Source organism: Fusibacter ferrireducens (assembly GCF_015352425.1).
GTDB classification, from domain to species: Bacteria; Bacillota; Clostridia; order Peptostreptococcales; family Acidaminobacteraceae; genus Fusibacter_A; species Fusibacter_A ferrireducens.
On the sequence record NZ_JADKNH010000015.1, the window covers coordinates 1 to 23,966 of the forward strand.

The window sequence follows — 23,966 nt, forward strand, 5'->3', positions numbered from 1 at the left end:
TGCTTTGTAGTGTAATCTTCTCCTTAGTCTAATAATATCAGAATGGTGAAAACCGCACACCATTTTTTCATTACTATTTGTGCCGCCAGCGGTAGCGGCGGAATGGAGGTTATTATGAAAAAAACAATAATGATAGCGGGAGCTGCAGGTGGTGGTATCAACACCTCTGAACTCTTTCTTGAAAGAATGCTCAAGAGAGAAGGTTTTTTTGTACTCTCTTATAAAAACTATATGTCCAGAGTAAGAGGTGGGTTTAATTATGCCACAATTACTTTGGGCATTGAAATGATTAATTCATGCGAAGAGCATGCGGATATTTATATTGCATTAAATCAAGAAGCTTTTGATAAAAGTCAGATGATGATCAAGCGCGACGGTATAATTATAGCCAGCGATCAATTGAAAAAAAACTCAATGGATCAAGTTGAAAATGTTTTTTGGATAGAACAAGAGCCCCTTAAGTCAGTTTCAAATTCAAAAAATGCCTTTAGCATGTGTGCCATAGGTGTAGTGATTAAAAAACTGGGCTTGGAAAGGGAAATGCTCAACGGCCTACGTCTTAATAAGTGGTCAGAAGAGGTGAATCAAACGAATTTAGCTGCGAGTACTTATGGCTACGATCTTTTAGAGGGCGCGATGATAGCGTTAAAGACTTCGAGTAAAGAAGCACATATTTTGGTAAATGGCAATCAAGCTGTGGCTCTAGGGGCAATTGCGTCAGGACTTGGATTTTATAGCGCTTATCCAATGGCGCCATCCACTGGCATAATGACTTATTTGGCAGCACATGAACGTGAAATGGGACTTATTGTGGAGCAGGCAGAAGATGAAATTGCGGCAATGATGGCAGCAATAGGTGCGGCATCCAATGGCGTCAGAGCCATGACGGGAACTTCTGGCGGCGGATTTGCTCTAATGGTGGAGGCACTTGGATTTGCGGCTGTGAGTGAAGTGCCGCTTGTCGTCTGCAATGTTCAAAGACCAGGACCAGCAACAGGGCTTCCAACGCGAACTGAGCAAGCTGACCTCGCTTTCGTCGTGAGCGCATCCCAAGGTGAATTTGCGAGAATTGTTTTGGCGCCTTTAACCGTGGAAGATGCTTTCTACACTACTTTTAGGGCTTTCAACTTAGCGGAAAAATATCAAGTCCCTGTTATTATACTCACAGATCAATTTTTAGCGGATTCAACTCAGACCGTTCCAAGATTTAAAACCAATACGCTCAAAATAGAACGTCATCTAATGGAAGCTGTACAGAAAGATTATAAACGCTATGATTTTAATCAAGTTTTTGGCGGTAGAAAATATCCCGGCATAGATGATCAAACATTAGTAATGACCGATTCACATGTTCATGATGAGTATGGCAGTGTGACTGAGGATGAACAGATGACGATTGCACTTAAAAATAAGATGATCAGACGTATTGAAGCCATTAAAGAGGAACTCAATGCACCGCACTTTTATGGGGCTGAAGCCTATAAAACGTTGTTCGTCTGCTGGGGCTCTACATTTGGTGCACTTAAAGATGCCGTAGACGCACTTAATGATCAAGGTGAATCTGTTGCAATGTTGGCTTTTTCTGATGTGTTTCCAATCAAGTCAGATGTCTTTAAAGACTATCTGAAAGCAAATGTGAAGTTGATCAACGTAGAGGGCAATGCCTATAATCAATTTGGTAAAATACTTCGCATGGAAACGGGTATTACGTTTGACAAGAGCATCAATAAATATGATGGTAGACCTTTTAACTCAAGCTATATCATTGAATCCTATCGAAAATGAGGTGAAATTATATGACTAAAATAGAGACCATAAACAACCCTTTTGTAATGAATCATCCCACATCATGGTGTCCAGGATGCGGGAACTTTAGTATTTTAGATAGCCTTAATCAAGCCTTGAATAATCTGGGGTTGACACCTCAAGAAGTGCTCATGGTATCGGGCATTGGACAAGCGGCAAAGTTGCCGCACTATATTCATGCACATGGTCTGAATACGTTGCATGGTAGAGCACTTCCGGCTGCAATGGGTGCTCATGCGGCAAACCACAGCCTTAGGATCGTTTTGACTTCCGGCGATGGCGATACTTATGGCGAAGGCGGTAACCACTTTATCCATGGGATCAGACGCAATATGGACATTGTTCATATTGTACATGATAATCAGATCTACGGGCTCACCAAAGGGCAGGGATCGCCAACAACGGCTTTTGGGCAAAAGACGAGATTACAGGTAGATGGCATGAGGCCTGATCCACTTAACCCTGTGGCTTTGGCCATCAGTATGGATTGCAGTTTTGTTGCCAGAAGTTTTTCAGGTGATCCTGAGCACCTCAGGAGCATCATAGAAGCAGCAATGTCACACAAGGGCTATGCTTTAATTGATGTGCTTCAACCCTGTGTTTCATTTAACGCAGTTAATACGTTTAGATGGTACAAAGAACGCGTTTATAAGTTGGATTCAGAATTTGATGTAACTGATAGAGTGAAAGCTTTTGAAAAAGCACTTGAGTTTGGCGATGAAGGGATTCCAATTGGCATTCTTTATAAACATGAAAAGCCAACGTTTATTGAGAGAATGCCCCATGTGGATGAGCCGCTTGTCCATAAAAAAAGAACGCCAGACGACGTTCAAAAATTATTGGAACAATTTGATTAAAAAAGGCACTATTATAACCGTTAAAATACCACAGAGACCGATGGCTGTACCGCTGAGTGCACCTTCGGTCTCTCCCATTTCAAGCGCTTTTGAAGTTCCGATTGCATGAGAGGATGTCCCGATGCCTATGCCACAGGCAATTGAATTTAAGAAGGGAAAAAATTTGAGCATAAAAGGTGCAAAAAATGCACCGGTAATACCCGTTATGATGACCATGATCACTGTGATGGATGGATAGCCGCCAATCATTTCACTGAGACTTATAGCCATGGGTGTGGTGATGGATTTTGGGTAGAGCGAATGAATTAATTCTTGTGGTAATTGAAACCAGTCTCCCAATATTTTAAGCGTAAAAAAAGAGGCAAAAATACCAGAACAAATGCCAATGATTAGACTGAAAAAGTACTTTTCAATCACATGTCTTTGGCGGTAGAGCATCAACCCCAGTGCCACTGTAAGTGGACTCAGAAAAAAGTGAATCATATCGCCGCCAATTTTGTAAGTATTATACGGTGTGTGCGTGATTAGTAAAAAGGATATGATCAAAATCATGGCAATCAAAAGCGGATTGGCAAGATCGGACTGTGTTTTCTTTTTAATCATTAAACCTATTTGGAAACTGACGATTGTAAGGAGCATTCCTAAAACGGGTGAGTTCATTAACATCAGCGCTCCCCCTTCGTTAAAAATTGAGTGACGAACATGGTTGTCATCATGGTTATAATTGTGGCAATAATTCCGATTATAATAAGGACAATGAGCTGAGAAGTGAAAATACTCATAACGCCAATACTCGCTGGAATGAAAAAAAAGGCAATATTATTGAGCAAAAAATCACTGGTCTCTTGAATTTGTTTTTCTTTAACGATGCCAAGCGATAGGGCAAAGAAGAGCAAAAGCATCCCAAGAATTGGCCCAGGGATTAGAATAACTGAGTCCAATAGGAGACTTAAACCTTCTCCGAGCAACCAGAATAAAAGTAATATTGCAAATTGAAATAAATAGACCATTTTGTTCTCCTTTGATTAAAGTCAAAACTTATTATAGCCTATTGTTTTAGATAAAACAATCATTACAATTAAAAAACTTTAGCCACTCAACTCAGAAAGTAATCGTGAAAAAATGTTCACGGTGCGGTGCAGCGTCTGACAAAATCTTTGAAGATGGCCAAATAGGCAGCATCATTTTGGGTCATCATTTCAGGATGCCATTGTACGCCCACCACGTAGCGACTGGAATCCATTTCAAAAGCTTCGACGACGCCATCGTCAGTGGTCATAGAAATGCTGAAGGCATCTGCAAGGCGATCAATGGCTTGATGATGATAACTATTGATTTTAAGCTTATCTTGCTGGAAAACAGTATACATAATAGAATCATTCACAATGGATGCCGTGTGGACAGGATGGTGTCTGGGCGATGTTATGAGGGGATGATGGTAGGTTTCAGCTTCACGCAGAGAGAGATCTTGATAGAGCGATCCACCTGCAGCAACATTTAAAACTTGAGCGCCCCGACAAATTCCCAGAACAGGAAGATGTGTTTCCGATAGGAGTGTTTTGGCCAAAGATAATTCATAGTGATCTCGATTGGGCATCAGTGTCTTTAATAATTCTGAAGGCAATTGATTGTAATAGCTTGGATCAATATCATATCCTCCTGTGAAGAGTACACCATCTAGTCTGGAGAGTAGAGACCGTATATTTTCTGTGGAATCGACAATGGGTAGGATAACTGGAATTCCTCCTGCAGCATCTATGGAATAGACATAGTCATTGGCGAGCATTTGCCATTCTTGGTTGGTTAGTCCCATCTGTGCCTGTATGCCCACGGTGTCGTTTGGCGAATAATCGGATACTATGCCGATGATTGGTTTCATTTTTGTACCTCCCTTTATTCAGTAATTAAGGCTATTATAGCACTTGCCAGTGTGAAGTCAATCCGTTAAAATTTCAGATTTTCAGCTTGTCAACTCCCAACGTTTTAAAAAAAAATCGCCGACAATAATTCACGAACTGGATTACCAAAAAAGAAGCATGAGATGACGGAATATTCTGTTAAAGTGCAATAAAATAGAAACAACCGCGGGAAAACAGGTTACGAACAAGACCAAATAGATTACTAGAAGAAGACAATTAATATGAGCTGTGTTAAGAGGAGCGCATTTGGAGAACATTTATTCATGTTTGTTATATGCTATGAGGCATGTCAGCAATAAATGTCCGTCTTTCACAAGTTCAAAGATTTTTGGGAGGGATTAAATTGTTTAAAAGGAGTTTATCTTTACTGTTAATAATACTATTGGTTGTCAGCATGGTTAGTGGCTGTACGTCAAAGGCGACAAATCAGGCGACAGCACCTGCTGATGAGACAACTGCGTCCAAAGAACCGACTGAAACTGCTGGAGAGCCAAAGGCTAATCAGGTAGAGCAAAAGCTAGTGTGGAATATAGGTGTTGAGCCTAAGACCATTGATCCAGGATTAAATGCAGCATCCGATGGTGGCTATATCATCAATAATATGTTTGAGGGTTTGTTGAGAGAGATCAATGGCAGATTAGAACCTGCAATGGCTGAAAGTTATACCATAAGTGACGATGGCTTGGTATACACTTTTAAGATTAGAGATGCTAAATGGTCAGATGGCAAGGCAATCACAGCAAATGATTTTGTCTATTCTTGGTCAAGGGTTTTAGACCCTGAAACGGCATCTGAGTATGCTTGGATTTTTGATGAAGCAAATGTAGATTCGTTCAGAGCTGTTGATGATAAAACGTTTGAAGTGACTTTGAAGGTACCCACACCGTATTTCTTAGGTCTAGCAGCATTTGGCACATTCTTTCCTGTAAGAGAAGATGCCGTGGCTAAAGGCGCGGATGGATTATGGGCAATTGATCCAACGACTTCAATTGTAAATGGCCCTTTTATGCTCGAATCCTATATTGGTGGCGATAAAATTGTTCTGGTAAAAAATCCAAATTACTGGCAAGCTGACAAGGTTAAGCTGGATCGGATTGAAGGTCTTATGATCGTGGATTCGTCCACAGCTTTAACGGCGTATCAGAGCGGTTCTATTGACGTATTGCAAACACCTCCTACAGAGGAAATTCCAAGATTAATTGCAGAGGATCCCACGTTTTATATCTATCCTCAAGACGGGACCTACTATGTCGTCTTTAACACCGGAAAAGCACCGTTTGATGATATAAGGGTTAGAAAGGCTCTTTCGCTTGCACTCGATAGAAAGGCGCTTTGCGAAACCGTGACAAAGAGTGGTGAAATTCCAGCTCTAAATATCGTATCACCGACATCGTTGGATTCAGAAGGCAATATATTCTCCCAAAAACTTGGAAACTTTGATTTAGCCGAAACCGCTCAGGTTGAAGAAGCTCAAAAATTATTAGCGGAAGCTGGTTATCCAAACGGAGAGGGTTTCCCTGTTGTTGAATATATGTATAGCACGGCAGAATCGCACAAGAAAATTGCAGAAGCCATTCAAGCCATGTGGAAACAAAACCTCAATATTGAGATTACTTTGGCCAATCAAGAATGGGCAGTTTTTGGAGACACACGAAGAGCGGGTAATTTTCAAGTGTGTAGAGGCGGCTGGAAAGGGGATTATTCAGATCCTATGACTTATCTGGGCATGTTTTTAACGGATTCGCCAATGAACTTTGCACAATGGGAAAACGCTGAATACGATAGTTTACTTGAGCAAGCGAGAGAAGCCACAGGAAAAGATCGATTTGATTTATTATATAAGGCAGGGGCTATAGAAGAAGGTCAATATATCAATGCGCCGCTTTACACTTATACCAACGCAATTATGGTTAAGGATAGAGTTGTGGGTTGGGAAATGAACTCAAGATCATCATGGTTCTTTGGCTTTGCTGAAATTATAGAATAATTAAAGTCAATCTCAATGCAGAGATTTTTTTAATAAGAGCTTTTTCCGAAGCGGAATGCTTTTAATATAGATATCCCCCAATGGAAGCAAAGTCTGTAGAAATACATGCTTTGCTTCTGTTAGTATCCGGTGTTTCTTATCAAAATAGGATGTTATCTAATACTTCGACTTTCAAATGGTGATGAAATCCATTTGAAGATATGATATGATAGAGAAAATTTAAAATAGAGGTGGTACAATGTATCAAGAGTTATTTGATCCTGATTATCAAAATCGTATGACTGCATATTTTGCTGACGTCTTAGCACCAAAGGGTACAATAAAGCAATTCAAGAAGAATACCTTGATTGATCCCTTTGATGCAGATCATATCTATATTGTTCTCTCTGGTGAATGTCGTCAGGGATTGATCAGTGAAAATGGCAATGAACGTACTTTCTTTAGACTGAACAGAGGGACTATTTTCGGTGAAATGGATTATTTTGAAGGCGCGAGAACCTGTGAGATTACTCATGTAATGGAGAAGACTGAGCTGAGCATCATCCCAAGAGCAGTTCTGGAGGAATCGCTGAGGGAATCTCCAGAGGTGTATAGGTATTTTATACATTCTATTATAAGAAAGTATCGATTGTTAATGATGCAGTTGGCGGATGCAAGATTTAATGATTCAATAGGCATAATGGCGAGTATTTTACTGCGTATTGGAGCTATGCAAGAGGGTCATGATCTTGTGGAGCGAACGGTCATTAAGCGTCCATATACGCATGAAGAGCTGGCGAACAATTTGGGGTTGAGTCGCCCGACGGTTACCAGCTCATTAAACTATCTCAAAGATAAGGGGTTGATCTCCCTGTGTGACAAGAATATCGTTTTGGAAAAAGTCGACGAAATAAAGGCGTTAATCAATAGTTATTGGTGATTTTAACGCATGAAGAAAAGGAGCTATCGCTCATCTAATATCTTAGATTTGCGATAGCTCCATTCTGTGTGTGACTTTATATCAACCTTGATAAAAGTGTGTTGCTGCGTTTAATGAATTGAGTCATGGCATCTGGAGAGAGTTGAGAATGTGCAAGTAGTGCCAAATCATAGAGCTGTTCCATGATCAGTTGGCCCATTTCATCCACATGATAGTGCGTTTCCTTGACAATCTTAGTAGCGGGTTCAGCGGCTTCTTTATTTTCTGAATCTTTATTTTCATCCGCTTTAGAATCCGTATTAGGGACTTCATTAGGGACTTCCTTTTCAATGACTTCCTTGTAAGACTCTATGTGACTCATGAGATATTTCACAAGTGGATGCTTGTGATTGAGCAGTAACGTCGTTTCAGGTTTGAACATATTCGGATCAAGACTGCCCATGCTGCCCATACCATACATTTTCATCATGTCTTGCATTCTTCTTGCTTCTTCAGAAAGTGTCATCATACTTGCAATAGAAGCGTCTTTCATATTTTCAATTTTAAGTGTGACTTTTTCGAGTCCCACCGCAGATTTAAAAGCACCAGTCAAGTCGTTTTGAACTTTTTTGATGTGCTCTGGATCAATGCTGTCATCGGACTCCTTCATGTGATCGGTTAAATCCGAATCCACTCTTGTGAAGCTGACGCCTTCGTTTTTAGCTTCCATGTGGGAGATAAATGCCGTATCAATACTATGTTCTAAAATGACTGCATTGAGCTCATGAGCTTTAAATAAATTGATGTACTGAGATTGCAAGAGACGATCTGTTACATAAAAGACCTTTTTCTCTTCAGCATTTTCGAGATACTCATCTAGTGTGACATATTTATCATATATGGTTTTGAACAGATAAATTTTTTGAATGCTCTCAAAGAATTTTTCATCTTTGAGCCCGCCAAATTTAATGAATGGATTGATATCATCCCAGAAACCTTCAAACGTTTCGCGTTCTGTTTTGAACAAGCCATTGAGCTTATCACCCACTTTTTTGGTAATATAATTGGAAATTTTACGTACAAAGCCATCATTTTGAAGGAAACTTCTCGAAACGTTAAGCGGTAAGTCAGGGCAATCGATCACGCCTTTCAAGAGCAATAAAAATTCTGGAATGACTTCTTTGATGTTGTCCGCAACAAATACTTGTGAGTTGTAGAGTTTAATTTGCCCCTCGAGGCTATCGAATTCTGTGTTAAATTTAGGGAAATACAAGATGCCCTTTAAGTTAAACGGATAATCCATGTTGAGATGAATCCAGAATAAAGGCTCTCTAAAGTCCTTGAAAGTGTTCCTGTAGAACTCTTTATACTCTTCATCTGTGCAATCACTTGGCGACTTAGCATAGAGTGGTAAAATCGTATTGATTGGTTTGGGCTCTTCTATGATCACATGGCCTTCTTCGTCTGTTTCGGGTGCTTTGCCGACCACTGTAAAATAAATCTCGTAAGGCATAAAAGAACAGTACTTTTGAAGGGTTTCTTTTAAAGTAAATTCGTTCAAGAAATCTTTACCGTCATCGCCAACATGTAAGATGATGTCAGTCCCTCTCGTTTGGCGAGTACCTTCTTTCATCTCAAATTCAGTGCCACCTTCACAATGCCAGATGACTGGTTGAGCATCTTTTTTATAAGAAAGCGTATGAATTTCCACTTTTTCCGCGACCATGAATGCAGAGTAAAAGCCCAAACCAAAGTGACCAATAATTTGTTCTTTATCGGATTTGTCCTTATATTGATTCAGGAAATCTTCTGCACCTGAAAAAGCAATTTGATTGATGTATTTCTTTATTTCCTCATCTGTCATACCGAGGCCGTTATCAGAAATGGTAATCGTCTTTGATGCTTCATCAAGCATCACATCAATTTTAAACGTAGGGTTTTCTTCGATTTTAGCTTCGTTCATCATTGAAAGCTGCTTAAGCTTCGTGATAGCGTCGCTGGCGTTGGACACAAGCTCTCTTACAAATATATCATGATCCGAATAAAGCCATTTTTTAATAATTGGGAAAATATTTTCACTATGAATGGATAAACTACCTTTTTCCATTGACATAAAATCACTCCTTTTTCTAAATCGTTTTGTCTCAACAGAGACTTTCTAAAAATATGATAGGCTTTTAGGCGCAAAATGTCAAGTAAAAATTAGCACTCGATAATATTGAGTGCTAACAACAATATGCCGTATCTGCCAGCCTAAAAATTAAATAAATGTTATAATTGTTAAGATACAAGAAAGCTGGGCATATATAAATTGATATCAAAATGACTATTTTTGAAAGGAGATACATGATGAGAATTAGAGCTATTATGACGCCTGTTAGCAAATTAACCATACTTTCCCCTACTGATTCTGCTGAAAAAGCACTTGAACTGATTGAAGCAAAAGGATTTTTATCTCTGCCGGTGGCAGAGGAGAGACGTTTTATAGGTTTTCTTTCAAAACAATTTATTTATGAAACTTACTTTAAAGAAACACAATTGGATTTTAATGATTTTTTAAAGAGACCTGTGGCGCATTTTATTCACAATAGAGTGGCTTGTGTCAATTCAAACTTATTGGTGGAAGAAGCTGCAGATATTTTCTTCAATAATAAGGTTAGATTTTTGCCTGTGGTCAATGAACTCGGAGAATTTATAGGCATTTTAACACAAAAATCGCTTTTCGGCGTGATCACAAAAGTATATGGTCTCAAAGATCCTAAATTATCTATTTTAACAGATGACTTTAAGGGTACACTTGCTAAAATTACAGAGATTATCTCCAAAAATGGTGGCAATATCACCAATATTGCACTATTTGACACGGAGGTCATGGGGATTCAAGAAATTTCGGTGAGAATTACAGGGCAGGATATTCACGTGATTGCAAAGAAACTTGAAGAAAGGGGTTTTAAGATTAGAGAAATAGTCGAAGGCATAGTGGATTAAAAATCTATTTTGGCTTGGATACTGTTGTCGGTACAGAGAGTTATACGCGTCTTTTTTGATGATGCATATAGCTCTCTTTGTTTTGAATCGAGTAGTCGTGGTGAAGCGTTGCAGGTGTATGGCATCCTCGTGATGATAATGGGGCAATGTATTAAATGAGCTCGTATTTATACATAAGTCAGGATTGGGGCCTACGCAATAGGACTAAAGTTTTGAATCAAATTTAGAATTTAGACTAAAATAGTTCGAAAGTCTCAAAAAATATTTTTTATATTATAGAAACATATAGAAATAAAATATATAATGTAAGTGGTTATATCAAGGCAACTGCGGAAGGTGGTGATCCAATGAACAAATTTTATCGACCTTTTATGTTTACTATTGTGCTCTTTGCAATAGGTCTTTTTGTGAATGCCTTAGATCATGCTGTAATTTGGTCAACGTTTGATTTAAATTATATTTTGATTGTAATCGTTTGCATTATCTCAGAAGCAAATTATCTGCTCAACCAAAGTTCGATTAAGCATTCATTGACGGCACCGCTTACGCTGTTTCTAGCGTTTTATAACCCATTGCTGTTATGCTATTTGGGTATTCTTATCTATGAGACCATTGGAAAGGCCATTATTGCCAAAAGAGAGGGTGGATCAAACCACATACTCGATGAGAAGTGGTTTTTTAATGTATCGCAGTTTATAATACTCATTGGATTTTCTAAGTACTTTGTGACTCAACTGACTGTTTTACCAACATACGAATTTGCAATAAACCTGCTATCATTGGTCTTTGCATATAATTTGGTCAATACTTTTTTGACGCATCTGATGATTAGCCTTTACAATAATACCAATCATTTTAAGCGGATAAGTTTGAAAAATTTTGTAACCTATAGTTTCAGTTATTTCATCATTTTATTGGCGCTCATTTTTGCTTTTGAAGCATACGGTTTCGTTGGACTCACTGTGGCATGTATTTTTGTATTGCAGACGCAGGGATCGATATTTACAAATTTAACTGCAAAAGAACTCAATCACAGACTGAGTGTGGATAAGATGACCAATGCCTTTAATCGCAATTTTTTTGATGAAGTCGTTGAATTGAATTTGGTTGCAAAAAAACCTTTTTCAATTTTATTTATAGACCTTGATGATTTTAAGCTCGTAAACGATGCTTATGGACATGTGATTGGAGACGCTTTGTTAATCGATTTTGTGGCGATTATCAAGAGCCTTTTGAGAAAAGAGAATCGCGTTTTTAGATATGGTGGTGATGAGTTCTGTATTATATTTGATAACATAGAGCAAGCTAAAAGTGTCCAAAAGAGGCTTGAAGCGTTTGTGTTCATGTTTCACGATGAAAAAAGCGGTTCTATGATCTATTATCATATCTCGTTAGGACTGTACGAGTATACTTCAGATTTGGAGATCACTTATAGCGAACTGATTCATCAGGTGGATCAAAATATGTACAATGATAAGAAGCGAAAAAAATGCAAAGAGAAGGACGAAACTATTTTTGAATTATCGTGATGAACGTTAATATATTGGTGATGTATCGTTAATGACTCATAAAAGATAAAAGAGCTGAATGACAACTTCTAAAAGGGATTAGAAATTGTGATTCAGCTCTTTTTAGTCTTTTTAAGGGGTTAAAAAAACATGCGACTCTTTCGTCTGTATTGCCATTGAATACCGAGGTATATCGAGAGAAAGACAGCGTTAATGATAAAAAGCGTCCCGAGACAATAGACGGTGAAGGTCATAAAAAATTCAAGTGGCATCATCTGCAATAAGCGATCCTTGGCAGGATTCAGAAGCCAAAGATCATTGTAGAATAAGAGTTCGTGAAATTTTCTAAATGCCATATCAAAGTCGGATACATATAAGATCCCCAATAAAATCAGTGTTATAAAACTGGCAATAACTGTAGAAAGAAAGATTTTAGAGAGACGATTTATCGTTTTATACATTCGGAAAAGGGCGAGGAGCCCCAATACAAAAGTTATTATAAGCATATTATTTCTAATCTTTCGAGCATCTCGAATTAAATTTTTGATGTCATTTAAGTGAGCCTGCTCTTTTGCATTAAAATATTCGACAGTCTTGCCATCGATGGTTGCAGTTACATGGAGATCTCCAGCACCTGTATTGATGTAATCGATGAGTTCAGAGGTCACTTTTTCCAAATCCGCTGTGGAAATCCCCACAACTTCATCCACCTTTAGTGCTTTGAAATGTTTAATATAAAATGAATCACTAAATGCATAGGCTTCAAATACATATAGATAAGTCAAAATGGAAATGAGAATGCCAACTGTAATAATAAGTATGGTATCCAGTACATTTGCTTGATGTCTCATATTGCCTCCTGATAGATATTGAGTCCAATGTGTGTCTACTGATTGAGGATGTGTACGAATTAAAAAAGAAAGGTCTTAATGCCAAGTAGTACAATGAGGTGAAGTGGATAAAAAGTATAAAACCCAAATTTAAAAGCACTTCGAGTGCCATTGTATCTGTGCAGTAATGGTAATGCCAATATGGAAGCATTTTGAATCCAGAGATGGGGTTGAGACCAATCCTTGTACAAGTAGAGCAGTAAAGCTTGGTAAAACCCTAGGAGGAATGTAAAGCTAAAATAGAGCTTCGTCGAATGGTCTCTATAATATCTGAAAATTAAAATCATCCCAATGGCTAAGAAAAAGCTGTCAAACTGAAAAACAGTCACTGCTATGCAAACCATAAAAATGAGAACCCATTGAATATCAGCGGCTTTTATCTGATCCAGCGCCCAGAGTAAAACGAGTCCCACTGCAAGTGTAAAGAGCACATTTTGATAGTCACTTTCGAAATAATAGGCATAGGGCACTATACTGAGCACACCCCAAAAAAGCAATCTGCCCACATAGCGTTTTAGATCATGTGTTTTTTCATATCCAATGGCTATAAAATAGGCCATTATGGGCAGTGTCAATCGACCTACAATTCTAAGCAAATAGAAGTCATTTAACAATTCTGCACCAATATGATCCATAACCATAGCCACTATGGCAATGCATTTTAACCCTGTGGCTGAAAAAAATGATTTTTTCATGATAATCCCCTCATTTTTAGGCTATTATAACATATTTAGTTCGAAGAAGACACGTCGAGTTGTTGTATTATTCATTTCATAAAATTATAATTGATATTAGGAGGATAATATCATGTTAAGAATTCTAATGGGCAAAGCGAAAAGTGGCAAAACACACATGGTGTACAGTGAAATTGAGAAGGCAATTCAAGCGGGACGATCCGATAAAGTGATCTTATTGGTACCGGAACAGTTCACATTAGAAGCAGAAAAAGGACTCCTAAATCATATGCAGAAGAGTGGTTTTTTAGGTGTTGAGGTCTTGAGCTTTAAACGCCTGATATACAAGTTGTTAAATGAAGTAGAAATGCCGCCTTATCAAGAGATAACAACACTTGGTAGAACCATGCTACTCAAAAGCGTTTTCCAAAAAAACAGTCAGGCGTTGACTTACTATAGAGCAGCGAGTCAAAAGAGGGGCTTTCTAAATCAATTTGATGATTTTTTAGATGAAATGAAACACAGTCTTGTGGACGCAAGTTTAATACAGACGGCCATTTCAAAGTTGGATGAAACGGCACTGTTGAGCTTGAAGCTAAAGGATTTAGCATTCTTACTCGGCGCTTATGAAGAGGCGAAGACGGAAACCTATATGGATTCTGTGGATGTGATCACATTTGCGCTTGATCGTATGTCCAATTCTAAAAGACTTAAGCATGCACAAATTTGGGTGGATGGATTCGATAGTTTTTCTAAGATAGAGTATCAGATCATAGAACAGCTTATGCTCCTATGTGAACATTTAACCATAACAGTGCCTTATGGGGAGAGTAACATTTTTGCGCATACTGGGCATTTGTACAGGCAGTTGGTAGCGTTGGCAAATCAAAATCAAATCAAAACCGCTCAGTTTTTGATGGCAGGCATGTATTTGAATCCTGAAATTGGGCACTTAAGTGAAAATTTGTTGGTATATCCTTATGAACGGTTCGTCAAACCCACGGAATTCATAAAACTCCACATAGCCAACACGGTGACTTCAGAAGTGGAACACGTGGTGATAGATATTGTCAATCTAGTGAGATATAAGGGATTGGCTTGGAAAGAGATCGCAGTTGTAACCAATGATTTATCAGGGTATGAATTTGTGATCAAAGAACTCTTCACAGAGTATCAGGTGCCGTTTTTTTTAGACCGAAAAATGAATATTTTGTCGCATCCCTTAGTTCATTTGATCGTGAATAGCCTTAAAACCATCCAAAGCCATTTCAAAAGAGAATACGTCATGAGTATGCTCAAAACAGGATTATTGGGCTTTTCAATGGATGAAATTGGTATCTTGGAGAATTATATTATAGAGTTTGGCATACAGGGCAACCAGTATAAAAAAGATTTTAAGAAAAACTATAAAAACAATAGATTATACGACTTGGAACACATGAATGCGTTGAGAGAAAAACTCCTTGAAAAGTTGGCGCCACTGTTGTCCATATCTTCATCCAAAAAAGTAGAGATGAAAGCACTTCTAACCATGATCTATGAGTTTCTAGTACTCAATGATATCGCTGCTATTATGGATCGAGAAGTTCAACATTTTACAGAAATCGGCGCTTATGATTCGGCTCAACTCTTTGCACAGATTTGGAATGTTGTGATTGAGACTTTTGATCAAACGGCAGAGCTTCTGGGAAATGAGATGTTGAATTTGGATGAGGTTATAGAGCTGCTTGAAACAGGTTTTGAACATGCGGAGATTGGTCTACTGCCCCTCTATGAAAATCAAGTGCTCATAGGGTCACTGGATCGATCGAGAGCCCACCCCATAAAGGCATTATTTATAATGGGCATAAATGATGGCATCTTACCAGAAATGGGAGGGGATCAACAGCTCATTGCAGAGTATGAAAAAGAGCAATTGAAAGAAAAAGGGTTTAATTTGCTGCTGGATGGCAAGATGTTTGCAGATAAGGAAACCTACAATATCTATAATGCACTTACGCGACCTAGTGAAAGCATTTATTTGAGCTATGCGCTTACGAGTAATGATGGCACTTCACTCAGACCATCATATCTCATGCAGAAGTTGATTAAAATTTTCCCGATGTTGAAACCAACGCATGATACAGTTAGCTTGGAGAGGGCACAGAAACCTCATACAATTGCCACTGCTCAGGGCACATTTAAGCATCTTGCTGTTGAAATGAGAAAATCTGTCGATGGGCATAGGATTCATTCAGACTGGGAGACTGCTTTTAAATGGTATGTCCAGCATGAGCCTGACAAGGCTTCTCTATTGCTAGAAGGCTTGACTTTTGAAAATCACGTGGAAAAAATAAATAGAAAAGTGATCGATAGACTCTATGAAATGCCGATTAAGACAAGTGTATCTCGATTAGAGCAATTTATGTGGTGTCCTTTCAAACATTTTGTCGCCTATGGCATAAAACCGATCACTGTTAAGCATTATGAAATTACTTTTCCTGATGTGGGCATTTTATTTCATGGGGCCCTTGAACAGTTTGGGAGAACCGTCTATGATCAAAATTTAGTTTGGCAGGATTTAGATCAGAAAACATGTGACCAAATGATCGAAAAAATTGTTGAAGATATGGTGGACCATGATATTTTCAGCTCGAAATTCCAATATCAATATTTGATTCAAAAATTAAAACGTGTTTCTAAGCGTGCCATTTGGACGCTGACGAAGCAACTTAAACAAGGGGATTTTATGCCGATTGCCTTTGAGATGGCCTTTTCAGATGAAGGCTATGGCGCCCCACCTATGATTATAGAACTTTCAAACGGTGAAAAACTGATGATCAGAGGCGTTATAGATCGTGTGGATTTACTCAGGACGGAACAGTCAAGCTATGTCAAGATCATCGATTACAAGTCGGGGGGCACAACGTTATCGTTATCAGATATTTATCATGGGCTTCAAATGCAATTAATGGTCTACTTGAAGGCTTGTTTAGACAATCCAGATTACTTTAGAGTAGAGGCTTTAAAACCAGGTGGCATCTTTTACTTTAAGATTGATGATCCTATGATTCAATCGGCGGAGGCACTCTCTGAACGCATTGAGGCGCAAATTGAGAGTCAACTGAGACTGGATGGCATAGCACTTGAAGAACCTCTCATTTTAGAGAAGATGGATAGAATGCTCGTGGAAGAGAGCAAATCTGTGGTTATGAAAGTGAGTTATAAAAAGGATGGTGCTTTCACAAAAGATTCTAAAGTACTGCCATTGGACACCTTTTATCATATGATCGATCATGTTAAAGAAAAAATAAGGGAAATTGGCATGACGTTACTTGAAGGCGAAATCAGTCCATCACCGTGTCAAACTGAGGGACGAATTGCCTGTAATGCCTGTGATTATCAGTCCTTATGCCAATTTGATCCCAAATTTGAGGGCAATGCATATCGCGTGTTGCCCAAACTCGATCAGGAGAGCGTGATACAAAAGATAAAGGAGAAATCAAATGCCTAGTTGGACCAGAGAGCAAGAAGCCGCAATCTATTTGAGAAATGCTGATATGCTCGTCTCAGCTGCCGCTGGATCGGGAAAAACTGCTGTACTCGTAGAGCGTATCATAAAAATTGTCGTTCATCAGCGGGTACCTATTCAGAGTATTTTGGTGGTGACTTATACAAATGCAGCAGCTGGCGAGATGCGCGAACGTATAGAAGTGGCTGTTTCAAAAGCAATAGAGACAGAAGCGGATCCAGAGCTTAAAGCCTTTTTAATAGATCAGCTCAGAGTACTCAATAGAGCTAGCATCAAGACATTCCATGCATTTTGCATGGATATCATTCGCAGCCATTTTCAAAAGATCAGTATTGATCCCAGTTTTAGAATGCTCAATGAGATGGAGCGGACCATACTCATTGAAGAAGCCATAGACGCCGTCTTTGAAAGCGCTTATGAATCCAGTGAAGCCTCTTTTATTTATCTAGTGGAAGCCTACAGTGGCAACCGTGAAGATCAGAGACTGCGGGATATGATCAAACAAATCTATCGATTTGTCATGAGTCAGCCGTATCCGATGAAATGGCTTGAATATCAAGTAGAAGCCTATGAACAAGAGGCTCATCCCCTGCGTAAAATTTGGGAAAAAATTTTGCTAGAGCAAGCGCGTACAAAAGTGGAAGGTGCTTTTGAACTTTTAGAGGAGGGCTTAGAAATCTGTGAAATGCCCGGTGGACCGCTCCCCTATAAAGAGACCTTATTATCGGATTATGCACAGTTTAAGAGAATTGATGAAGCCATTGCACTTGAAAATGTGAAAGCGCTTGAAGCGGCTATTCTCAATTTTTCGTTTACAAGACTAAAAAGTATTAAAAAAGATGAAAAGGCATCTATGGATGAAGCACTTGTGGAAACTGTTAAAACACAAATTCGGGACAAACTGCTGAAAAAAAATATTTATGAGTCGCTGGCAATGCCTTTTAGAGAGAAGACGTTGGATCGCTATTTTGAAGAATTTGAAAGATTGGCCCCGGCATTAAGGACTTTAAAAGAGCTTGTCGAAGCATTTGATGCGAATTTCATGGCGCTTAAAAATTCAAAAAACGTCTTGGATTTCAACGATTTAGAGCATTATGCCATAAAGGTATTAGAGGATGATGCCATTGCAAAGACTTATCAAAATCAATTTGAATACATCTTCGTGGATGAGTATCAGGATGCAAGTAGTATCCAAGAGACGATTTTAACGCGTATAAAGCGTTCTAATAATATCTTCATGGTTGGCGATGTGAAGCAGAGCATCTACAAGTTTAGATTGGCAGAACCTGCACTTTTCTTAGAAAAATTTAGAACGTATGCACCCTATGATCAAGTTTTAAAACAATATAAAGTCGAAAATGTACATGAACTCAATCCCAAATTAGAGGGTATGCATGCCATTCGAATCGATTTGAAGAAGAATTTCAGAACCAGAACGGAGATTTTAGAGACGGTCAATAAACTGTTTTCTAACATGATGTCGGAGAGACTCGGTGAAATTACTTATGATGATTCTGCTCATCTTGTGGGTGGTGCCAAGTTTGAGGCGCTAGAAGGTCCGGCAGTGTCCGTTAAAGTCATTTCAAAAAAACCATTGAATTCTGAAGGCCTAGGTGAGATAGAGGTGCCATTGGAAGAGGACAGCCTTACGGAGATGGATGAGGTATCCTTGGGCAATTTGAAGACAGATGAAATTGAAGCAAGAACGATTGCACGGGAAATTAAGCGTATTATAGGTACGCCGATTTATTTTCCCAAAACTCAAATGTGGAGGACTTGCAGCTATAAGGATATTGTCATTTTGATTAGAAGTTTTAGATCGTGGCAGGAGACTTTTGACAGCGTCTTTTCAGAAGAGGGTGTGCCCTTTTATGCAGAAAGCAATTCCGGATACTTTGATACCTTGGAAATCAGATTGATGATGGACTATTTAAAAATACTGGATAACCCTTATCAAGATATATCGCTTATGGCTGTCTTGCGATCCCCCATGTACAGGTTCACCATTGACGAACTCATTTATATGCGTCAGCTAGGCACTGGAGATCAATATTTTTACGATCAATTGAATTATTTTATCGATCTGGAAGATGATGGAAATCCAAATGAGGTCTTAAAGGAAAAAGTGAGATTCTTTTTAAATCAGTTGGAGGCCATTCGTAAATTTGCAACTTACAATCCAATAGATGATGTGATTTTAAAGATTTTACAGGAGACGCAATTTTTTAATTATGTGAGTGTTATGCCGGGTGGTGTTGCAAGACAGGCTAATCTGAAATTGCTCATTGAACGTGCCACACAATTTAAAAACTCTAAAATTGTGAGTTTGACCTTATTTGTGCAATTTTATGAGCAACTTTCAAAAAACAGCGGAGATATGGGGGTTGCCAGCAGTATAGGTGAGACAGATGACGTGGTTCGACTCATGAGCATCCACAAATCAAAAGGATTGGAATTTCCTGTGGTTATGGTTGCTGGACTCGGTCGTAAATTCAACTTGATGGATACGCACGGGGATTTGATCATGCATAAGCACATTGGCATGGGCTTGTCCTATGTAGATGTGTCCTTAAGGGCTAAATCCGCTTCGTTGGTGCAACTGCTCCTAAAAGAGCAATTGAAAGTAGAAACACTTTCTGAAGAGATGCGTGTACTCTATGTGGCTTTGACGAGACCTGTCGATCGCCTGTATTTATTCGGCACGGTGGCAGATGCTGAGAAACGTTTTGCAAAGTGGCAGAGAGGATGTTCTTATTATAACTTGTTTACAGCGGGTGGTTTTATAGATTGGATTCTAAGTGTTAACCCAAAAGCGTGCGACATTATAGATCCGAGTACTCTGATTTCCATTGAGCAGGCATCGTCACAGTCCAATCAGAAGTCTATAGAAAAGTGGATCAATTTGAAGCAACAAGCAATGCTTGAAAAAGATCGTGTACAAGATTCTGAGCGGGATGCCGCACAGAATTCTGCATTAGATCGAGAAATAGGCGATCGTGTGCCAGATGAGGCCGGCGTATTCGAGCGTTTAAATACGTTATTGCCCGCATTTGAACAGACCTATGAACCCCAAAAAATAGCGGTCTCAGACTTGAAGAAAAAAGAATTCGCATTCAATGCACCTGTTTTGATACAAACGCCTCAATTCTTACTTGAAGAATTGCCATTGACACCAGCAGAAAAAGGCACTGCAATGCATAAAGTACTCGAAAAAATTGATTTTACTCAGGTTTATACAGAGGCGACACTTCAAAAATTTATAAGCGAACTTGTGACATCACGGTTTTTGACGGAGCAAGAGTTTAAAGCCATTGAAATTTCTAAAATTGGTCAATTTTTAAGCTCAGAATTGGGTATAAGGATTAGAAATGAACGTCATTTTAAAGAAACGCCATTTGTTGTGAAAGTAAATGAACAGCTCGTACAAGGGATTATTGACCTCTATTTGGAAACCGATGAGGGCATTATCCTCATCGATTATAAGACGGACTTTGTGGGAGATTGTGATTTGCAAAAAGTGGCAAATCAGTATAGAATACAACTTGATGCTTATAAAATGGCACTTGAATCCATACTCAACAAACCTGTAATCCAAAAAGTGATCGTCTTTTTAAATTACAATAGGGCAGTTGAGATATGAAAATTAGGATGATCTAATGGATCTTTAAAATTTAGGATGGGCTTATGGATTATAAATTGGAATTGAAAGCTGCAATTGAAGCAGCCAAGTGTGCAGGTGAGAAGATACTCGAAATTTATAGAAAAGATTTTAAAGTTTGTTATAAAGCAGATGAATCTCCAGTGACAGACGCTGATATTGTTGCAAATACAATTATTGAATCCGTTCTTCGTGAGCGATTCCCCGATGATGGTTTTCTGACGGAGGAATCCGTTGATGATGATTCCAGATTCACGCAAAAAAGGTTTTGGATTATTGATCCATTGGATGGTACTAAAGAATTTGTGAAGAAAAATGGAGAATTTGCGGTGAATATTGGGCTTGTACAGGCAGGGCAGGTTTTGCTAGGCGTTGTCTATGCGCCCTTTACGAAAACGCTCTTTTACGCTGTGCAAGACTGTGGTGCCTATCAAGTGAAGGATCATGTGGAAAAGCGTATTCATGTATCGGATAGAATAGATTCATTTAGACTTTTGATCAGTCGATCACATCCTTCTAAGAAAACGGAAGGGCTCTTGAAAGTTTATGATGAACAAATTCAGTCCATCACAAAAATGGGCAGTTCGCTTAAAGGCTGTTTAATTGCAAATGGTGAATATGATGTATATTATAATTTTGGGCGTTCTATGAAATGGGATACTTGTGCTGTGGAATGCATTGTCAAAGAGGCTGGAGGCATCTTCATGAAATTAGATGATCACGCCATAGACTATATGGAAGAGAGTAAAGTCAACCACGGCTTTTATATTATCAATAGAAGCGAAAACAAAATTGATGTTGAAAAAATAAAAGCAGCAGTTTCTCAAAAGTAGTGTGTTAGAGTGTTAAAAGTTAGGTCAGGAGATGCATAATGGAAAAAGGATACATTCACATCTATACAGGTGATGGCAAAGGTAAGACCACTGCAGCTTTTGGTGTGGCACTTAGAACTGCGTTAATGGGCAAAAAAGTTTTTATTGGACAATTTATAAAAGGCATGAAGTATACTGAGACTAAAATTTCAGAGTATTTGCCCCAAATTGAAATTGTGCAGCTTGGTGAAACTTGTTTTATTGAAAAGACACCTAGACAAGAGGATATACAGATGGCGGTGGCTGGGTTGAACCTTATGCGTGAAAAGTTGATTTCAGAGCAATTTGATCTGGTGATCTTTGATGAGATTTCAATTGCACTTTATTATAAACTCTTTAGTGAAGCAGATTTAATAGAAGTGCTCAATGAAAAACCTGATCAGACGGAAGTGATTTTAACTGGGCGCTATTGTTCAGAAAATTTAATAGCCCTTGCAGATTTAGTGACGGAAATGAAAGAGATTAAACATTACTATCATCAAGGTGTTCTTTCAAGGCCAGGGATCGATTGTTAGCATATCCTATAAATTTTGTTTGAAAGGCATATCATTTACAGATGAACTTCATAAGATAAACACATTTCACCCTTATACTATAAAAAAAAGTATAGGGGTGTTTTTATGAAAAAAAGCAAGCGCAAAATTAGAGTGGCAGTACAAGTTTTCTTCTTTATCTTGATTGCATTTATTTCGGTCAATCATAATTTAGCTGAATCTGGAGGTGGCATAGAACTGTTGTCCAATGCCTCTTTGCATGCAATTTGTCCTTTTGGAGGCGTTGTAACGATCTATCAATTGCTCACGCTGGGCACTTTCGTTCAGAAATTGCATAGTTCATCCGTGATTTTAATGGGAATCGTCTTTTTGTTGGCTCTTTTACTGGGACCAGTCTTCTGCGGTTGGATTTGTCCTTTCGGTACTTTTCAAGAGTGGATTGGTAAAATTGGAAAGAAAATTTTTAAGAAACGCTATAATAATATGATCCCTAAGAAGTTGGATTCAAAATTAAGATATTTTAGAATTGTTTTTCTTGCATGGGTGGTGTTTATGACGGCACGTTCGGGAACGCTTGTATTCTCTAATATTGATCCATATTATGCACTTTTTAACTTTTGGACTTCAGAAGTGGCCATCACAGGTATGGTTGCACTTTTCATCATCATGGGTGCGTCTTTATTCGTTGAAAGACCGTGGTGTAAATATGCTTGTCCATACGGTGCGGTTTTAGGATTTTTTAATAAGTTCAATTTGTTCAAGATTAAGCGCATTGAGTCGACTTGTATCAGTTGTGATTTGTGTACTCATAATTGTCCAATGAACATAGATGTTGCAAATACATCTGAAATTAAAGATTTGCAGTGTATCAGATGTTTTGAATGTACGTCTGAAAACAATTGTCCTGTACCTGAGACGGTTGTCATTGAAACTCAAATATTGAGCACAAAAAAATAGGGGGTAGAATGATGAGAATTAATTCAAAAGTAGTAGGTCTTTTATCTCTTGGGATAATGTTTGGCGGCATAGCTATTTTTATGGGACTTGGTATTTGGAAAACGGAATCAACAAAAATACCTGCTAAGTACAGTTCGGGTATATATGAAGGTGAGGCAAATCCAGCTGATATTAGAGGCTCCTATACATTTGCTGAAGTGGCAGAAGCCTTTGACGTACCTGTTGAGATTTTAAAAGAAGCCTTTTTAATACCATCTGAAGTGGAGGCAGATAAGATTCAAAATAAAGACTTAGAAGGAATGTACGTGTTTGAAGACGGCACGGAGATTGGCAATGGGTCTGTGAAACTCTTTGTGGCATTATACAAGGGTTTACCGTATGCTCTAAGTGATGATTATGTCTTTGATAAAGCGGTGCCTTTAATTAGATCCAATCAACCAGAATTGTCACCAGAAATAGAAGCCTATTTAGTGGACCATACAGTTCCATCCGAGGTCGTTGAAGCCAATGTCAATCCTGTTGATTCAAATGAAGTATCCACAGGGGAGACAACTTCTGAAGAGGAAAATTTTATTAAAGGCAATACTACTTTTCAACAAGTGTTGGATATGGGTGTTACTGTTGAAGAAGTGGAAGCTATTATAGAAGCAGATTTACCGCAGAAGAGTATGACGGTTAAAGATTACTGCTTGAAAGAAAGTCTGGAGTTTTCAACAGTAAAAGCGGCATTACAAAATCTAATTGAGTAAAGCGGAGTTCTTGAAAAAACATTCCTGAAGAACAGTCTTGACCTGTTTTTAACATAAGCGGATTAGAGCGTTTCTAAAGTTTAAAGAGGCGTATCTAGATCCGCTTTCTCCTTTTCAGCTGATTTTGTATTGAAATTCATACAATTTAGTAAAATTCATGTTTCTTTATTGAGCTTTTCACGATAAAATAGATAGTAG

Annotated in this window: 18 protein-coding genes; 12 read left to right on the forward strand and 6 right to left on the reverse strand. The window is 38.5% G+C overall.

The window, feature by feature from the left end; genetic code table 11:
• Positions 1–114: 114 nt before the first annotated feature.
• Positions 115–1,785: a 2-oxoacid:acceptor oxidoreductase subunit alpha gene (locus tag ISU02_RS19685; protein ID WP_194703560.1), complete on the forward strand. Its 1,671-nt coding sequence runs from the start codon at positions 115–117 to the stop codon at positions 1,783–1,785.
• Positions 1,786–1,796: 11 nt separating this feature from the next.
• Positions 1,797–2,663: a 2-oxoacid:ferredoxin oxidoreductase subunit beta gene (locus ISU02_RS19690; protein ID WP_228727897.1), complete on the forward strand. Its 867-nt coding sequence runs from the start codon at positions 1,797–1,799 to the stop codon at positions 2,661–2,663.
• Here the strand turns inward: ISU02_RS19690 and ISU02_RS19695 are convergent.
• From ISU02_RS19695 to ISU02_RS19705, 3 genes are all read right to left on the reverse strand, one after another.
• A complete protein-coding gene (locus ISU02_RS19695) occupies positions 2,643–3,329 on the reverse strand; it encodes an LrgB family protein (RefSeq protein ID WP_194703561.1) in 687 nt (228 codons plus the stop codon). The genes ISU02_RS19690 and ISU02_RS19695 overlap by 21 nt on opposite strands.
• On the reverse strand, positions 3,329–3,673 hold the full coding sequence (locus ISU02_RS19700; protein ID WP_194703562.1) for a CidA/LrgA family protein: 345 nt from the start codon (positions 3,671–3,673) through the stop codon (positions 3,329–3,331). Before ISU02_RS19700 ends, ISU02_RS19695 begins: the two co-directional genes overlap by 1 nt.
• 116 nt (positions 3,674–3,789) lie before the next feature.
• Positions 3,790–4,542 (reverse strand): gamma-glutamyl-gamma-aminobutyrate hydrolase family protein, encoded by a 753-nt coding sequence (locus ISU02_RS19705; RefSeq protein WP_194703563.1) that lies wholly within the window; start codon positions 4,540–4,542, stop codon positions 3,790–3,792.
• Positions 4,543–4,925: 383 nt separating this feature from the next.
• Here ISU02_RS19705 and ISU02_RS19710 point away from each other — a divergent pair, with 383 nt between their 5' ends.
• Positions 4,926–6,569: a peptide ABC transporter substrate-binding protein gene (locus ISU02_RS19710; protein WP_194703564.1), complete on the forward strand. Its 1,644-nt coding sequence runs from the start codon at positions 4,926–4,928 to the stop codon at positions 6,567–6,569.
• 238 nt (positions 6,570–6,807) lie between these two features.
• On the forward strand, positions 6,808–7,488 hold the full coding sequence (locus ISU02_RS19715) for a Crp/Fnr family transcriptional regulator (protein ID WP_194703565.1): 681 nt from the start codon (positions 6,808–6,810) through the stop codon (positions 7,486–7,488).
• Positions 7,489–7,564: 76 nt separating this feature from the next.
• Here the strand turns inward: ISU02_RS19715 and htpG are convergent, their stop codons facing one another.
• Positions 7,565–9,580: a molecular chaperone HtpG gene (htpG, locus tag ISU02_RS19720; RefSeq protein ID WP_207736434.1), complete on the reverse strand. Its 2,016-nt coding sequence runs from the start codon at positions 9,578–9,580 to the stop codon at positions 7,565–7,567.
• A gap of 236 nt (positions 9,581–9,816) precedes the next feature.
• Between htpG and ISU02_RS19725 the strand changes: the two genes are divergently transcribed.
• Positions 9,817–10,455: a CBS domain-containing protein gene (locus ISU02_RS19725; RefSeq protein WP_194703566.1), complete on the forward strand. Its 639-nt coding sequence runs from the start codon at positions 9,817–9,819 to the stop codon at positions 10,453–10,455.
• Between the two features lie 347 nt (positions 10,456–10,802).
• Entirely contained in the window at positions 10,803–11,984 is a 1,182-nt protein-coding gene (locus tag ISU02_RS19730; RefSeq protein ID WP_194703567.1) for a GGDEF domain-containing protein, read from the forward strand.
• A gap of 119 nt (positions 11,985–12,103) precedes the next feature.
• Here ISU02_RS19730 and ISU02_RS19735 read toward each other — a convergent pair whose 3' ends face one another.
• Both ISU02_RS19735 and ISU02_RS19740 read right to left on the reverse strand, forming a co-directional pair.
• Positions 12,104–12,814, reverse strand: coding sequence for a TIGR01906 family membrane protein (locus tag ISU02_RS19735; protein WP_194703568.1), 711 nt, complete (start codon positions 12,812–12,814; stop codon positions 12,104–12,106).
• A gap of 59 nt (positions 12,815–12,873) precedes the next feature.
• Positions 12,874–13,548, reverse strand: coding sequence for a TraX family protein (locus tag ISU02_RS19740; RefSeq protein WP_194703569.1), 675 nt, complete (start codon positions 13,546–13,548; stop codon positions 12,874–12,876).
• Positions 13,549–13,660: 112 nt separating this feature from the next.
• Between ISU02_RS19740 and addB the strand changes: the two genes are divergently transcribed.
• The 6 genes from addB (at position 13,661) to ISU02_RS19770 (ending at position 23,768) form a co-directional block, all read left to right on the forward strand.
• Positions 13,661–17,020, forward strand: a complete 3,360-nt coding sequence (gene addB / locus ISU02_RS19745) for a helicase-exonuclease AddAB subunit AddB (protein WP_194703570.1) — start codon at positions 13,661–13,663, stop codon at positions 17,018–17,020.
• Positions 17,013–20,678 carry a helicase-exonuclease AddAB subunit AddA gene (addA, locus tag ISU02_RS19750; protein ID WP_194703571.1) on the forward strand — a complete coding sequence of 1,222 codons (3,666 nt, stop codon included), beginning with the start codon at positions 17,013–17,015 and terminating at the stop codon, positions 20,676–20,678. Before addB ends, addA begins: the two co-directional genes overlap by 8 nt.
• 44 nt (positions 20,679–20,722) lie before the next feature.
• Positions 20,723–21,529 (forward strand): 3'(2'),5'-bisphosphate nucleotidase CysQ, encoded by an 807-nt coding sequence (gene cysQ, locus ISU02_RS19755; protein ID WP_194703572.1) that lies wholly within the window; start codon positions 20,723–20,725, stop codon positions 21,527–21,529.
• A gap of 38 nt (positions 21,530–21,567) precedes the next feature.
• Positions 21,568–22,083, forward strand: coding sequence for a cob(I)yrinic acid a,c-diamide adenosyltransferase (locus tag ISU02_RS19760; RefSeq protein WP_194703573.1), 516 nt, complete (start codon positions 21,568–21,570; stop codon positions 22,081–22,083).
• A gap of 105 nt (positions 22,084–22,188) precedes the next feature.
• The gene (locus ISU02_RS19765) at positions 22,189–23,019 is read left to right on the forward strand and encodes a 4Fe-4S binding protein (RefSeq protein WP_194703574.1); all 831 of its coding nucleotides are present in this window, start codon (positions 22,189–22,191) and stop codon (positions 23,017–23,019) included.
• An 8-nt stretch (positions 23,020–23,027) separates the two neighbouring features.
• Complete coding sequence (locus tag ISU02_RS19770) at positions 23,028–23,768, forward strand: hypothetical protein (protein ID WP_194703575.1); 741 nt, start codon at positions 23,028–23,030, stop codon at positions 23,766–23,768.
• The last annotated feature ends 198 nt before the right edge of the window (positions 23,769–23,966 follow it).

Bases quoted from the DNA above. Each gene is read 5' to 3' on its own strand.
- ISU02_RS19760 (WP_194703573.1), top strand. From the start codon at position 21,568: ATGGAAAAAGGATACATTCACATCTATACAGGTGATGGCAAAGGTAAG.
- addB (WP_194703570.1), top strand. From the start codon at position 13,661: ATGTTAAGAATTCTAATGGGCAAAGCGAAAAGTGGCAAAACACACATG.
- ISU02_RS19705 (WP_194703563.1), bottom strand. From the start codon at position 4,542: ATGAAACCAATCATCGGCATAGTATCCGATTATTCGCCAAACGACACC.
- ISU02_RS19695 (WP_194703561.1), bottom strand. From the start codon at position 3,329: ATGTTAATGAACTCACCCGTTTTAGGAATGCTCCTTACAATCGTCAGT.
- ISU02_RS19740 (WP_194703569.1), bottom strand. From the start codon at position 13,548: ATGAAAAAATCATTTTTTTCAGCCACAGGGTTAAAATGCATTGCCATA.
- ISU02_RS19685 (WP_194703560.1), top strand. From the start codon at position 115: ATGAAAAAAACAATAATGATAGCGGGAGCTGCAGGTGGTGGTATCAAC.
- ISU02_RS19770 (WP_194703575.1), top strand. From the start codon at position 23,028: ATGATGAGAATTAATTCAAAAGTAGTAGGTCTTTTATCTCTTGGGATA.
- ISU02_RS19715 (WP_194703565.1), top strand. From the start codon at position 6,808: ATGTATCAAGAGTTATTTGATCCTGATTATCAAAATCGTATGACTGCA.
- ISU02_RS19730 (WP_194703567.1), top strand. From the start codon at position 10,803: ATGAACAAATTTTATCGACCTTTTATGTTTACTATTGTGCTCTTTGCA.
- ISU02_RS19690 (WP_228727897.1), top strand. From the start codon at position 1,797: ATGACTAAAATAGAGACCATAAACAACCCTTTTGTAATGAATCATCCC.
- ISU02_RS19765 (WP_194703574.1), top strand. From the start codon at position 22,189: ATGAAAAAAAGCAAGCGCAAAATTAGAGTGGCAGTACAAGTTTTCTTC.
- ISU02_RS19700 (WP_194703562.1), bottom strand. From the start codon at position 3,673: ATGGTCTATTTATTTCAATTTGCAATATTACTTTTATTCTGGTTGCTC.
- ISU02_RS19725 (WP_194703566.1), top strand. From the start codon at position 9,817: ATGAGAATTAGAGCTATTATGACGCCTGTTAGCAAATTAACCATACTT.
- addA (WP_194703571.1), top strand. From the start codon at position 17,013: ATGCCTAGTTGGACCAGAGAGCAAGAAGCCGCAATCTATTTGAGAAAT.
- ISU02_RS19735 (WP_194703568.1), bottom strand. From the start codon at position 12,814: ATGAGACATCAAGCAAATGTACTGGATACCATACTTATTATTACAGTT.
- htpG (WP_207736434.1), bottom strand. From the start codon at position 9,580: ATGTCAATGGAAAAAGGTAGTTTATCCATTCATAGTGAAAATATTTTC.
- cysQ (WP_194703572.1), top strand. From the start codon at position 20,723: ATGGATTATAAATTGGAATTGAAAGCTGCAATTGAAGCAGCCAAGTGT.